The organism is Streptomyces sp. NPDC047974, assembly GCF_040653375.1.
Taxonomy (GTDB): Bacteria; Actinomycetota; Actinomycetes; order Streptomycetales; family Streptomycetaceae; genus Streptomyces.
Window position 1 is genome coordinate 159,507 of the sequence record NZ_JBEZNU010000009.1, and the last position, 12,762, is coordinate 172,268.

At 74.9% G+C, this 12,762-nt stretch carries 10 protein-coding genes; 3 read left to right on the forward strand and 7 right to left on the reverse strand.

Annotation, left to right across the window (positions count from 1 at the left end):
* Positions 1 to 113: 113 nt before the first annotated feature.
* On the forward strand, positions 114 to 1,088 hold the full coding sequence (locus AB0E19_RS15625; protein ID WP_362179173.1) for a TauD/TfdA family dioxygenase: 975 nt from the start codon (positions 114 to 116) through the stop codon (positions 1,086 to 1,088).
* A gap of 103 nt (positions 1,089 to 1,191) precedes the next feature.
* On the opposite strand, the gene AB0E19_RS15630 is transcribed toward AB0E19_RS15625, so the two are convergent.
* Positions 1,192 to 1,557 carry a cupin domain-containing protein gene (locus AB0E19_RS15630; RefSeq protein WP_362179176.1) on the reverse strand — a complete coding sequence of 122 codons (366 nt, stop codon included), beginning with the start codon at positions 1,555 to 1,557 and terminating at the stop codon, positions 1,192 to 1,194.
* A 178-nt stretch (positions 1,558 to 1,735) separates the two neighbouring features.
* Here AB0E19_RS15630 and AB0E19_RS15635 point away from each other — a divergent pair, with 178 nt between their 5' ends.
* Both AB0E19_RS15635 and AB0E19_RS15640 read left to right on the forward strand, forming a co-directional pair.
* Positions 1,736 to 2,173 (forward strand): SPW repeat protein, encoded by a 438-nt coding sequence (locus tag AB0E19_RS15635; protein ID WP_360599218.1) that lies wholly within the window; start codon positions 1,736 to 1,738, stop codon positions 2,171 to 2,173.
* Between the two features lie 185 nt (positions 2,174 to 2,358).
* Complete coding sequence (locus AB0E19_RS15640) at positions 2,359 to 3,648, forward strand: bifunctional GNAT family N-acetyltransferase/ATP-binding protein (protein ID WP_362179180.1); 1,290 nt, start codon at positions 2,359 to 2,361, stop codon at positions 3,646 to 3,648.
* Positions 3,649 to 3,705: 57 nt separating this feature from the next.
* Here the strand turns inward: AB0E19_RS15640 and AB0E19_RS15645 are convergent, their stop codons facing one another.
* The 6 genes from AB0E19_RS15645 to AB0E19_RS15670 form a co-directional block, all read right to left on the reverse strand.
* Complete coding sequence (locus tag AB0E19_RS15645) at positions 3,706 to 4,617, reverse strand: carbohydrate kinase (protein ID WP_362179183.1); 912 nt, start codon at positions 4,615 to 4,617, stop codon at positions 3,706 to 3,708.
* 6 nt (positions 4,618 to 4,623) lie between these two features.
* Positions 4,624 to 8,229, reverse strand: a complete 3,606-nt coding sequence (locus tag AB0E19_RS15650) for a glycoside hydrolase family 32 protein (protein WP_362179186.1) — start codon at positions 8,227 to 8,229, stop codon at positions 4,624 to 4,626.
* A gap of 90 nt (positions 8,230 to 8,319) precedes the next feature.
* On the reverse strand, positions 8,320 to 9,834 hold the full coding sequence (locus tag AB0E19_RS15655) for a glycoside hydrolase family 32 protein (RefSeq protein ID WP_362179190.1): 1,515 nt from the start codon (positions 9,832 to 9,834) through the stop codon (positions 8,320 to 8,322).
* Positions 9,831 to 10,877 carry an ATP-binding cassette domain-containing protein gene (locus AB0E19_RS15660; RefSeq protein ID WP_362179193.1) on the reverse strand — a complete coding sequence of 349 codons (1,047 nt, stop codon included), beginning with the start codon at positions 10,875 to 10,877 and terminating at the stop codon, positions 9,831 to 9,833. Before AB0E19_RS15660 ends, AB0E19_RS15655 begins: the two co-directional genes overlap by 4 nt.
* Complete coding sequence (locus tag AB0E19_RS15665) at positions 10,874 to 11,821, reverse strand: ABC transporter ATP-binding protein (protein ID WP_362179196.1); 948 nt, start codon at positions 11,819 to 11,821, stop codon at positions 10,874 to 10,876. The genes AB0E19_RS15660 and AB0E19_RS15665 overlap by 4 nt, the downstream gene beginning before the upstream one ends.
* Complete coding sequence (locus AB0E19_RS15670; protein WP_362179199.1) at positions 11,818 to 12,759, reverse strand: ABC transporter permease; 942 nt, start codon at positions 12,757 to 12,759, stop codon at positions 11,818 to 11,820. Before AB0E19_RS15670 ends, AB0E19_RS15665 begins: the two co-directional genes overlap by 4 nt.
* Positions 12,760 to 12,762: the final 3 nt, after the last annotated feature.

The window sequence follows — 12,762 nt, forward strand, 5'->3', positions numbered from 1 at the left end:
GCATCCCGTGCCGTGTCGTACCTCCCGCCCCCGTCCCCTCGGCGGGCCTTCGCGCACCGCCATTACTTCCGCTCCGAGATCAATTCCTCGGGACCCCACCGAAAGGACCTCCCATGTCGACCGCGACCACCCCCGCCCCCACCTCCACGGCCGCCCCCGCCTCCACCCTCACCGTCCACAAGCTGGGCGGGCGCCTCGGCGCCGTCGTCACCGGCGTCCGCCTCGGCGGCGACCTCGATCCGGAGACCGTCGGCGCGATCCGCTCCGCGCTCCTGGCCCACAAGGTCGTGTTCTTCCGCGACCAGGACCACCTGGACGAGGAGGCGCACGAGGCCTTCGGCCGGCTGCTCGGCACGCCGGTCGCCCACCCCACCGTGCCGTCCGCCGACGGGCGTTACTCCTTCCCCATCGACTCCGACCACGGCGGCCGCGCCAACCAGTGGCACACCGACGTGACCTTCGTCCCCGCCTACCCGGCCTTCTCCATCCTGCGGGCCGTGGTCGTCCCGCCGTACGGCGGCAACACCCTCTGGGCCAACACCGCCACCGCGTACGAGAACCTGCCCGAGCCGCTGCGGCGGCTCGCCGACGGCCTGCGGGCCGTCCACTCCAACGCGTACGACTACGCGGCGCTCCGCCCCGACGCCGTGCCGGAGCAGCTCGCCCGCTTCCGGGACGTCTTCGCCTCCACGAAGTTCCTCACCGAGCACCCGGTCGTCCGCGTCCACCCGGAGACCGGCGAACGGACGCTGCTCCTCGGCAACTTCGTCCAGCGGATCAGCGGGCTCACCGGCGCCGACTCGCGTGCCCTGGTCGAGCTCTTCCAGTCGCACGTGGAGCGCCCGGAGAACACGGTCCGCTGGCAGTGGCGGACCGGCGACGTGGCGATCTGGGACAACCGCGCGACCCAGCACTACGGCGTGGACGACTCCGACGAGCACGACCGCAAGCTGCGGCGGGTCACCATCGACGGGGACGTGCCGGTCGGTGTCGACGGCCGCGCGTCCGAGCTGATCGAGCCCGCATCGGTGCCCGACCCGGCCTTCGGGATCGCCTCGGGCGCGTCCGCGTCCGGGCCTGCCGCCTGAGCGGCCGGCGGGGACGGCCGCCGCTCGCGGCCGTCCCCGCCGTCCCGTGCCCAACCACCGGGAGAGGTCCGGGTCGAGGTGTGACAGAAGGCGTCAGGAGGTGTCAGGAGGCCTTGGCGTAGTCGGCGAAGCCGTTCCAGTCCAGCGCCACGCAGGGTTCCTCACCGACGACCCAGGCGTCGTGCCCGGGGGTGACCACCATGAAGTCGCCGGGGCCGAAGTCGTCCTCCTCGCCGTCGTCCATGACGACGTGGATCCGTCCGCTGACCACGTAGCCGATGTGCGCCGCCTGGCAACTGTCCGTCCCGGCGATCGGTTTGACGTGCTCGGACCAGCGCCAGCCGGGCTCGAACACGGCCCGTCCGACGGAGCCGTCCTCCGTGTTGATCAGATCGAGCCTGCCCTTGTCGCCCTCGAAGGGACGGGTCTCGTCCGCCTTGTCGAAGCTTCTTCGCGTGATGCCGGTCATCGTCTCCGCCTCCCGGCGGTGAGCGGGTGCCCCGAGTCCTCTCCCAGCGTACGCCGCGCCGGTCCGTCGCTCTCGTTCCCGCTTCACATAAGGAACATATAAGAGCACAATGGGACTGCGGCATCCGTGCCGCGAGCGCGGTCCGACACGCAGCACGCCAAGCAAGGAGGCGAGTCACATGGCCGACGTCTCTCACCGTCCCGGTGACATCGCGGGACATCCCGACGCGACGGAGATGCGCGCACGCTACGCACAGATCATGCAGACCAGAGGGGTGGCGGCCGTCGAGGAGCTCATCATCCTCGCCGGCGTCTGGATCGCGGTCTCCGCGTACACGGTCCACTTCGCGGCCGCCAGGCCGGAGCTGGCCATCACCAACCTGGTCGTCGGCATCGCGCTCGCGGTCCTCGGCCTGTGCACGTCGATGGCCCCCGAGCGTTCCCAGGACCTGAACTTCGTGGTCCTGCTGCTCGGCGCCTGGACGATCGTCGCCCCGTGGGTCGTCACCCGGAATCCCGACACCGGCATGATCCTGAGCAACGTCATCGCCGGCGCGTGCGTCTGTCTGTTCGCCCTCACCGCGGGCGGACTGCTGATGAGCAAGCGCAGGACGTGAGGAAGCCCTCTCCCGTCCCACGGCGGCGCTCCCCCGGGAACGCCGCCGTACGCGTGTCCGCGCCGCTCCGCCCAGTGACGAACCGGCGCGTTTCCGTGCCGCGCCTTGTGCAGGATGGCGCAGGCCCCGCCGCACCGCCCCCGCCTAGCCTCGCCGCAACGAGCACACGAGGGGCGGTACCACCGGTGAACTGGCACATCCACGACTACCGCGAGAACGATCTCGCCGCCGTCGTCCACCTGATCGACACCACGGCCGAACTGGGCCAGGAGTCCGTCTTCTCGCTCGCCGAGTGCATCGGCGCGCTCACCTCCCGGCAGCCGGCGGTCGTCGCCGTCCACCAGGGCGTGCCCATCGGAGCCGCGCTCGCCTGCGTCTCCGGGGAGCGCGCCTGGGTGATGCGGGTCGCGATCGCCTCCGGCTGGCGCGGCCGGGGCCTGGCCAGCGCCCTCCTGGTGGAGCTGGAGCGGAAGCTGGTCGCCGCCCGGGTGGGGCGGATCGCGTACGTGCTCCCCGAGGAGGAACTGCTCGGCGAGGGGCTCCTCAACGCCGGGTACACGCGCCGGCCGGCGGTCGCGTACTTCGAGAAGACCGAGCCGCTGCACGGGCCCGCCGCCGGGCTCCTCGACGACCTCGGCGGCCGGCTCCTGCCCGGCGACCTGTGGGCGAAGGTGGCCGGCATGGAGCGGGAGAAGGACCTGATCGAGCGACGCGTGGTGCTGCCGCTGGCCGAGCCGGAGCGGGCCGCCCTGCACGGGGTCCGGCCGCCCCGGGCGATCTGTCTCTTCGGCCCGCCCGGCACCGGCAAGACGACCTTCGCCCGCGCGGTCGCCTCGCGGCTCGGCTGGCCGTTCGTGGAGATCCTGCCGTCCCGGCTCGCCGACGGCGGCAACCTCGCGGCGGCGCTGCGCACCGCCTTCGCGCGGATCGCGGAGCTCGACCGGGTCCTCGTCTTCATCGACGAGGTCGAGGAGATCGCCCCGGTGCGCACCGAGCCTGCGCAGCCGGGCGGGCTGCACGGGGTCACCAACGAACTGCTCAAGCTGATCCCGGGGTTCCGGGAGGGCGACGAGCGGCTCCTGGTGTGCGCGACCAACTCGGTCCGCTCCCTCGACCCCGCCTTCCTGCGGCCCGGCCGCTTCGACTACCTGATCCCGATCGGTACGCCGGACAAGGCCGCCCGCGCGGCCATCTGGTCCCGCTACACGGACGGCCGGCCGGAGGTGGACATCGACGAACTGGTCCTCGCCAGCGATCTGTTCACCCCGGCGGACATCGAGCACGCGGCCCGGGTGGCGGCGCAGTCCTCCTTCGAGCGGGACCTCGTCGCGGCCGGCGGCCGGGGAGCGGACGCCGCGGCGCCGGGCGCGAGCACGGCGGACTACCTGGCGGCGATCGCCGCCGCCCGGCCGACGGTGACACCGGAACTCGTCGAGCGGTTCGCGGAGGACATCACGAGCCACGCCCGCACCTGACGACCGCCGTAGCCGTAGCGATGGCGATGGCCATGGCGATGGCCTCGACGGCCGCCGTCACCGTCCGGCGAGCGCCGCGTCCAGTTCCGTCCGGTCGGGCGGCTGGGCACCGGCCCGGGAGACGGTGACGGCCGCCGCCGCGCCCGCCCGGGCCAGCAGCCCGGCGAGGTCGCCGGGGCCGAGCGCGGCGAGCGCCGCCCTGTCGCGGCCGGCGAGGGCGTCGAGGACGGCCGACATGAAGGAGTCGCCCGCGCCGACCGTGTCGACGACGGAGACGGGCGGCGCCGCGGCGGCCACCGTGTGCTCCCGTGTCACGGCCACCGCCCCGTCCCCGCCCCGGGTGACGAGGACGACGGACGGCCCCAGCTCCAGCCACCGCGCGGCCACGGTCTCCGGCCGCTCGCCCGGGTGGAGCCAGGCCAGGTCCTCGTCGCTCGCCTTCACCACGTCGGCGAGGGCGACGCACCGCTCGACCCGGGCCACGGCCGCCGTGTGCTCCCCCATCAGGGCGGGCCGCACGTTCGGGTCGTAGCTGACGGTGGCGGTGGGCCGGAGCCGTCCCGTCAGGGCGAGGACGGTGGCGGCGCCGGGGTCGGTGACGGCCGCGATCGAGCCGAGGTGCACGTGCCGCACCGGCTCCGGGGTCGCGGGCGGCTCCTCGGCGCCCAGGGTCCAGGCGATGTCGAAGGCGTACGTCGCCTGCCCCCGTCCGTCGAGGGAGACGACGGCCGACGGGGTGCGTGCGGGGGCGCCGCCGAGGGCGAGCCGCACCCCGGCGCCGGCGAGGTGCGCGGCGATGAGCCGCCCGGAGGGGTCGTCCGCGAGCTGGGTGAGCAGGGTGGTGGCGCGGCCGAGCCTGGCGAGGCCGTAGGCGACGTTGGCGGGGCTGCCGCCGGGGTGGACGACGTCGGCGGCGCCGGGGTCGCGGACGATGTCGGCGACGCACTCGCCGATCACCAGGAAGGACATCGTGTCTCACAGCTCCTTGGCGTAGGTGTCCTGGTGGCCTGCCCGGCCGCCGAAGACGTTCAGGCCGACGTGCCCGGAGGCGTACGTGGCGTCGGGGTCGGTCAGGTCGATGATCCCGTGCCCGTCGAGGAAGACCTGGATCCGGGTGCCCTCGTGGACGATCCGCAGGTGGTACGTGACGCCGTGACGCACGAGCAGCGGCACCCGGGCGAGGACGGCCGCGTCGTCGAAGGCGCCGGCGCGGCGGACGGCCAGGCGGACGGCCCGCAGGTCGGGGTCGACGTTGAGGACGTACCCGTCGGCGCCGTCCGCCGAGGCCCGCCACAGCAGGGACGCGGCCCCGCGCACCCCGTCGCTGCCGCCGAGCCGCAGCAGCGTGGTGAGTTCCAGATCGGCGAAGCGGCGGGTGGAGAGGGCGTCGCTGTCGCGGTCGAAGACGCAGGTCAGGCCGGCGCCGGTGGGCTCCCAGCGACCGGCGGGCAGCACGGTGGGGGTGCCGAGGTCGGTGCGGAACTCCCCCTGCGGCGGTGCCGGAGGCAGGGCGCGCCCGGGGGCGCCGCCGAGCCGGACGGTGGAGCCGAGGGCGTGGTGGGCGAGGGTGACGATCCGGACGGTGCCGCCCTCGGCGGTGAAGGAGAGCCCGTCCGCGTCCGGATCGGGCAGCACCAGGCTGGTGAGGACGGCCTCGCCGTCGCCGCCGAACACCTCCACGGAGGAGGAGTCGACGAGGATCCGCAGCCGCACGGCACGCCCGCCGTCCCCGGTGGGCACCGTCCCGAGGGGCGCCTCGGAGCGGCCGGCGAACCAGCGGGTGAAGTCGGTGCGTCCGGAGTCGGTGCGGTCGACGTACAGGCGGCCGCGCCCCGGTTCGTATCCGACGCGGACGGCCCGCCCGTCCTTCGCCCGCAGCAGGAAGGCGCAGTCGGTGGCGGATCCGGCGGCGGGGAAGGCGAGCTCGGCCTCGATCTCGTACGCGGTCCCGGAGAGGCCCGCGCAGGGGTCGGGGAGTCCGGGTCCGGCGGTGAGGCCGGTGCGGACGGTGGATCCGGTGCGCAGGGCGGCGAGTTCGGCGACGGGCCGCTGCCGCAGTACGGGGTGGCCGGCGGGTCCGGAGGCGAGGGAGAGTTCCCGGGGGACGCTGTGCTGGCCCTGCCAGCGGCCGGTGGGGGCGCTGAAGGGGTAGTCCCAGTTCGTGGTCCAGCCGAGCCATATCCGGCGCGCGTCGGGGGTGTTGTCGTAGGTGATGGCGGCGTAGAAGTCGCGTCCGTGGTCGCTGCGCAGCCAGCCGCCGGGGGCCTGGTCGGGGGTGAAGGAGGCGCCGTCCCAGGTGCCGGTGAGGTGGACGGCGGCGGAGCCGTCGGTGGCGCGGACGGCTCCCGTGGAGAGCGTGAGGACCCAGGCGGTGCGGGCGGGGTCGCCGTCGACGGGGAGCGGGAAGAGGTCGGGGCACTCCCAGACGCCGCCGGTGACCCAGGGGCCGTAGCCGAAGGAGCTGACGTGGGTCCAGTGGAGGAGGTCGCGGGAGGTGAGGAAGCGGACGTGGTCGCCGCCGGAGACGACCATCACCCACTGGTCCCGGGCCTCGTCGCGGAGCACCTTCGGGTCGCGGAAGTCCCAGCCGCCGTCGGGTCCGCCGGGGTTGCCGACGAGGGGTTCGGGGCCGCCGTACGTCTGCCAGGAGCGGCCCCGGTCGGTGCTGTAGGCGGCCCGCACGGACTGGTTGCCGCCGGTCCGGTCGGGGTGGAAGCTCGTGTAGTAGGCGATGAGGCCGGGGCCGCCGCCGAAGAGCCCGGAGTCGTCGTGGAGGTCGGCGACGGCGGAGCCGGACCAGCAGTGGCCGTACGCGTTCCACTCCAGGGCGAGCGGCAGGGCCCGCCAGTGCAGCAGGTCGGTGGAGACGGCGTGCGCCCACTGCCCCTGGTCCTGGTGGAAGAGGTGGTACTCGCCGTCGAACCACACGAGGCCGTTGGGGTCGCAGGCGGAGCCGGCGCGCTTCGCGTGGTGGTAGGAGGGCCGGTAGGGCTCCGTGAAGTGGTCGCGGACGTCGTCGGCGTACACCTCCCGGAAGTACGCGGTGCCGCCGTCGGCGACGAGTCCCACGGTGGTGCCGCCGGTGACGGCCGGGGCGGCGAGGACTCCGACCCCGTCGGCGTACACGGTGAACTCCCCGTCCACGAGGTGGACTTCGAGTCGTACCAGGTCCCCGTCCCGCAGCGGTCTGATCGGCGGCGGGGCGGTGGCGAGGAGGGTGCCGCGGGCGTGGTCGAGGAGCCGGACGGCGCCCGCCTGCCGGTCGAGGAGGACGGCGTGGCCGCGGACGAGGAGGCCGGCGGCGCGGGCGCCGGCGAGGCGGACGTCCGCGGAGACGACGAGGCCGGGTCCGTCGGGGGCGGGGGCGGTGCGGACGCCGTCGTGGCCGCGGAGCCCCGCGAGGTCGCGGGTCCAGGTTCCCGACTCCGTGGTGCCGTGCGGGAGTTCACCGCCGGAGGGGGCGGTGACGTTCTCGTAGGACACCCGGCCGTTGTAGGCCACCAGGCCGTGCCGGCCGGAGAGGTGGGGGTCGGGCGCCGGGTCCTCGGTGTCGATGACGGGGGCGTAGCCGTCGGGGCGGAGGAAGTCGCTCTGCCAGTGGACGCGCAGCCGGCGGCCCTCGGCCTCGACCCGGAGCCGGTGGACGGTGCCGGGGAGCACCGGCACGGCGTGGGTGGCGAGGGTGGCGTTCCCGTCGACGCGGTAGAGGCGCAACCTCCCCTGGTTCGGGTCGACTTCGACGGCGTAGCCGCGGCTGCCGGCGGCGTCGGCGCGGACCAGGAGGGCGGCGACCGCGTACGGGTCGTGGACGACGAGGTCGGCTTGGAGGGAGGTGTCGTAGGCCTCCTCGGCGGAGAGGGCGCGGAGGTTGGTGCCGGCGGGGGCGTCGGCTGCGAGGCCGAGCGGGGTGGGCGTCCAGCCGGGGTCGCCGGTCCAGCCGGTGAGGTCGGTGGTGACGGTCCAGGACCGGGGCGGGCCGAACAGCACGGTGCCGGAGTCGGCGTACAGGCCGGTGTGCCCGGCGCGGTGCCGGTGGTCGGTCGCCGCCAGGGCGGTCCGGCCGTCGACGTGGACGGTGAGGACGGGCCCGTCGGTGGTGACCTCCAGGAGTTCGCCCGGGCCTGCGGCGCCGGTGGCGAGGACGCTCCCGTCGGCGAGGTCCACGAGGCGGACCCGCCCGTGGGCGGGTTCCAGGGTGACGGCGTATCCGCTGGAGCCGTCGGAGGCGGCCCGCAGGACGAGTCCGCCGCGGGCGTCCGGCGTGGCCGGGTCGGCGGTGACGCGGACGGCGAGGCCGGCGCGGGCGGCGGTCCGGTGTTCGGTGACCGCGAGCGCGGCGGCTCCGGCCGGAGCCGCGGCCCGCTGCCCTCCGTCGGCCGTGCGCTGCCAACTCCCCCGGTGCGCGAGGGGGTCGGGTACGGGCGAGGTCACCGCGCCGGCGGGCGCGGCCCGCTTGCGACGGGCGGGCGGCACGGCTCGGGCGGCGGGGGCGGCGGTCAGCGCGAGCGGCAGCGCGGCGAGCGTCCCGGCGGCGAGCACGGCCCGCCGGGAGGGGGTGGCGGGGGAAGGGGCGGGGTTCATGGGGGCCTCCTCGGCGGTGGGTGGCGCGTGAGGACGACAGGACGGGGAGCGCGCGGCGCGGGCGGCCGCGCGCTCCCGGGGTGGGGCCCGTCAGGGCCAGAGGGCGCGGGGCGCGGTGAAGACCGGGGCCATGTGCCAGGCGTCCAGGCGGTGGACGCGGGCCTCGCCGGAGGCGGTCAGGGAGACGCCGACGGCCTCGTCGGGGCGGGTCGGGTAGACGCGGGAGGCGAGGGCGCGGCCGCCGGCGAAGACCTCCAGGGCCGAGTGGTCGACGAGGACGCGGAGTTCGACGGTGCCGTCCGCGGCGAGGGGCACCTCGCCGGAGCGGGGGGTGGTGTCGGTGTCCGGGTCGAGGCTGCTCGCCTCGCGGCGCAGCCGCAGGGTGGCGGTCGGGGCGGTGGTCTCCCGGGCGAGTTCGACGACGGTCCGTTCGGCGCCGTCGGGGGTCTCCCGGACCCCGAGGCGTACGACGGCGCCCGGGGCGAGGCGCAGGGTGGCCTCCAGGTCGAGCCGGTCGCCCCGGATCGCGTCCAGGGCCGCCTCGGGGCCGGGGCCCGGGACGAAGGGGCCGACGGCGACGTGGTCGCGGCGGAGCCGGGCCAGTTCGGGGACGGGGGCCTGGTGGAGGGCGCCGTCGGCGCCGAGGGTGACGAGGCGGGGCAGGGACATGACGCCCGACCAGCCGGCGCGGGCGGTGGCGTCCTCGCCGCGGCCCTCCTGGAGCCAGCCGAGGAGGATGCGGCGGCCGTCGGCGTCGCGGGTCGACTGGGGGGCGTAGAAGTGGTTCTGCCCGTAGTCGAGCCGGTGCAGGGCGGTGGGGGTGAAGCGGTCGCCCTCGTACCGTCCGGTCCAGTACAGCGGGTGGTGGGTGGTGCCCTCGTCCCAGGCGGAGAAGGCGAGGACGTCCGTGCCCTCCACGCGGAAGAGGTCGACGCACTCCCACATGGTGCCGGTCCAGTCGGGGTCGCCGGAGCGGCCGGTGCTCGCGTCGCCGGTGAGGAGGGGGCCGACGTACCGCCAGGTGCGCAGGTCCTCGGAGTCGTACAGGAGGGCGGTGCCGCCCTGCCCGCGGAGGCCGGCGCCGATGAGCTGGCGCCAGCGGCCGTCCTCCTTCCAGACGCAGTGGTCGCGGTAGGCGGTGAGGTCCAGGCCCTCCGGCGGGGCGGCGATCACCGGGTTGCCGGGGTCCTTGGTCCAGTGGCGGAGGTCGGGGGTGCCGGTGGCGACGCAGGGCAGTTCGCGGTCGCCGTGGCGGCCCGAGTAGACGAGGGTGGGGACGCCGCCGTCGTCGACGAGGACGCCGGACCAGCAACCGTCGCGGTCGGGGCCGGTGGTGCCGGGGACGAGGGCGACGGGCTCGTCGGTCCAGGTGACGAGGTCGGTGGAGGTGGCGTGGCCCCAGTGGATGCGGTGGTGGGCGGGGGCGAGCGGGTTGTACTGGTAGAAGAGGTGATAGACGCCGTCCCGGTGGGTGAGCCCGTTGGGGTCGTTGAGCCAGCCGCCGGGCGCGGTGAAGTGGTAGCGGGGGCGGTGCGGGTCGCGGAAGGCGCGCTCGGCGAGGTCCTCCGCGAGCGGCTGCGGCGCGGTGATCAGGTCGTGGGTCATGCGGCGGTGGTCTCGGCTTCCGGGGTGTCCGTGCCCGTCAGGACGCGGTGGGCGAGTTCGCGGGCGGGGGCGTAGAGGTGGCAGCGCACCCAGTGCGGCTGTCCTCCCCCAGACTTCGTCCGGGGGGACCCCCATCTCGCTTCGCTCGCCTCGCCGACGACGTGGCGTACGGGGGTGGTGGCGCTGCAGGTTCCGTCGTCGTACGGGCACGACGCGGGGTCGAGCACCGCGGCCCGCAGCCGGGCGCGTTCGGCCTTGTCGTAGCCGGTGCGCCGGTCGGGGTCGGGGACGGCGGAGAGCAGCAGCCGGGTGTAGGGGTGGGCGGGGGCGTCCATGACGGCGAGCGCGTCGCCGCCCTCGACGAGTTCGCCGGCGAACATGACGGCGGTGGTGTCGGCGAGGTAGCGCGCGGAGCCCAGGTCGTGGGTGATGTACAGCATGGACAGCTCGCGTTCGTCGCGGAGCCGGCGCATCAGGTTGAGGACGCCGACGCGGACGGAGACGTCGAGCATCGAGGTGGGTTCGTCGGCGAGGAGGACGCGCGGGCCGACGGCGAGCGCGCGGGCGATGGCGACCCGCTGGCGCTGTCCGCCGGAGAGTTCGTGCGGGTGGGCGTCGAGGTGGTCGGCGGGGAGGCCGACCTCGGCCATCAGCTCGGCGAGCCGGCCCCGGTCGGCGGGGTGGCCGTGGAGGACGAGGGCGCGGGTGAGGAAGTGGTCGACGCGGTGGACGGGGTTGAGGGAGCCGAAGGGGTCCTGGAAGACCATCTGGACGGAGCCCCGGTAGGCCCGGCTCGCCCGGCGGCGTTCGGTGCGCAGGACGTCCTCGCCGTCGAGGAGGAGCTGTCCGGCGGTGGGCCGTTCGAGGCGGGCGACGCAGCGGGCGATGGTGGACTTGCCGCTGCCGGACTCGCCGACGAGGGCGGTGATGCGGCCCTTGTCGAGGTCGAGGTCGACGCCGTCGACGGCGCGGACGCGGCGGCGGGAGAAGACGGAGCCGACCTGGAAGTCCTTGGTGAGGCCCCGGATCCGGAGGAGTGTCATGCGGTGGCGCCTTCGGTGAGGGCGGCCCAGTGGCCGGGGGCGAGCTCGCGCAGGTCCGGGATGTTCCCGGAGCAGTCGGAGCGGTCGGCGGGGCAGGTGAGGTGGAAGCCGCAGCTGTCGGCGGTGCGCGGGGCGTCGAAGAGGCCGGTGAGGGTGGCGCGGGGGCCGGTGAGCGGCGGGAAGGCGCGCATCAGCGCCTCGGTGTAGGGGTGCCGGGGGTGGGCGAAGAGGTCGCGGGCGGGGGCGAGTTCGACGATCCGGCCGCCGTACATGACGCCCATGCGGTGCGACATCTCGACCATGAGCGACATGTCGTGGGTGATGAAGAGGACGGAGAAGCCGAGCTCGCGCTGGAGTTCGGCGATCTGGGCCATGATCTCCTGCTGCACGACGACGTCGAGGGCGGTCGTCGGCTCGTCCATGATGAGGAGCTTGGGGCGCAGGGCGACGGCCATGGCGATGACGACGCGCTGGCGCATGCCGCCGGAGAGCTGGTGCGGGTAGGCGCGCAGCCGGCCGGGGTCGATGCCGACGAGGCCGAGGAGCTCGCCGGCGCGGTCAAGGGCGGCCTTCTTCCGCAGCTTCTCGTGGGTGGTGAAGATGTCGGCGATCTGTTCTCCGACGGTGAGGACGGGGTTGAGGGAGTTCATCGCGGACTGGAAGACCATGGCGATCTCGCGCCAGCGGAAGGCGCGCAGCTCCCGCTCGTCCATGGCGAGGACGTCGCGGCCCTGGAAGAGGACGCGGCCGGCGGTGATCTCGGCGGGTTCCTTGAGGAGCCGCATGACGGCGTTGGCGAGGGTGGACTTGCCGCAGCCGGACTCTCCGGCGAGGCCGAAGACCTCGCCGGGGCCGATGGTGAAGGAGACGTCGTCGGCGCCGACGACGGTGCGGCCCTCGCTCCGGTACTCGACCCGCAGGTTCTGGACGTCGAGGACGTTCACTTCCGCTCCTTCCGGCGGGACCGGCGCCGGGACCGCAGGCGCGGGTCGGTGATCTCGTCGACGGCGTAGTTGACGAGGGCGAGGGCGAAGGCGACGAGGGCGATGCAGAGGCCGGAGGGGACGAAGGCCCACCAGGCGCCGGTCATGAGGGCGCCGTCGTTGCCGGCCCAGTAGAGGTTGGTGCCCCAGCTGACGACGGAGGAGTCGCCGAGGCCGAGGAATTCGAGGCCGGCCTGGGCGCCGATGCCGAAGATGACGCAGCCGAGGACGGTGGTCATCACCACGGAGGCCATGTTGGGGAGGATCTCCCGGAACATGATCCGCAGCGGGCGTTCGCCGGTGACGACGGCGGCGGCCACGAAGTCCTTGCCTCGGATGGAGGCGGCCTGGGCGCGCAGCACCCGGGCGGAGCCGGCCCAGCCGGTGACGGTGAGGACGAGGACGACGGTGGTCGTGCCGGGCGGCAGGAAGGCCGCGAGGATGACGAGCAGCGGCAGCCCGGGCAGCAGCAGGAAGACGTTGGTGACGAGGGTGAGGACGTCGTCGACGAGCCGGCCGAGGTAGGCGGAGGCCAGGCCGACGAGGAGGGCGACGAGGGTGGCGGCGAGCCCCACGGTGAAGCCGACCAGCATCGACGTGCGGGTGCCCCACAGGGTGAGGGCGAGGACGTCCTGGCCCTTGGCGGTGGTGCCGAGCCAGTGGCCGGCGGAGGGCGGGGTGGCGCCGGATTCGCCGATGAGCGACGGGTCGCCGGGGGCGAGGACGGGGGCGAGCAGCCCGAGGAGGGCGAAGCCGGCGAGGAGGACGAGCCCGGTGCGGGCCTTGCGGTCGGCGAGGATCCGGCGGAGCAGGCTCCGACGGGCCGGCCGGCGGGCGGGCGCCGGGGCGCCGGTGGGGGCGGTGGGCACGGCGGCGTCCCGGGTGGCGAGGGCGGACATGGT

What these genes read in the sequence shown, in the direction of transcription:
- AB0E19_RS15650 (WP_362179186.1), bottom strand. Translation starts at nt 8,229, where the DNA reads ATGAACCCCGCCCCTTCCCCCGCCACCCCCTCCCGGCGGGCCGTGCTC.
- AB0E19_RS15660 (WP_362179193.1), bottom strand. Translation starts at nt 10,877, where the DNA reads ATGACACTCCTCCGGATCCGGGGCCTCACCAAGGACTTCCAGGTCGGC.
- AB0E19_RS15625 (WP_362179173.1), top strand. Translation starts at nt 114, where the DNA reads ATGTCGACCGCGACCACCCCCGCCCCCACCTCCACGGCCGCCCCCGCC.
- AB0E19_RS15670 (WP_362179199.1), bottom strand. Translation starts at nt 12,759, where the DNA reads ATGTCCGCCCTCGCCACCCGGGACGCCGCCGTGCCCACCGCCCCCACC.
- AB0E19_RS15630 (WP_362179176.1), bottom strand. Translation starts at nt 1,557, where the DNA reads ATGACCGGCATCACGCGAAGAAGCTTCGACAAGGCGGACGAGACCCGT.
- AB0E19_RS15655 (WP_362179190.1), bottom strand. Translation starts at nt 9,834, where the DNA reads ATGACCCACGACCTGATCACCGCGCCGCAGCCGCTCGCGGAGGACCTC.
- AB0E19_RS15635 (WP_360599218.1), top strand. Translation starts at nt 1,736, where the DNA reads ATGGCCGACGTCTCTCACCGTCCCGGTGACATCGCGGGACATCCCGAC.
- AB0E19_RS15645 (WP_362179183.1), bottom strand. Translation starts at nt 4,617, where the DNA reads ATGTCCTTCCTGGTGATCGGCGAGTGCGTCGCCGACATCGTCCGCGAC.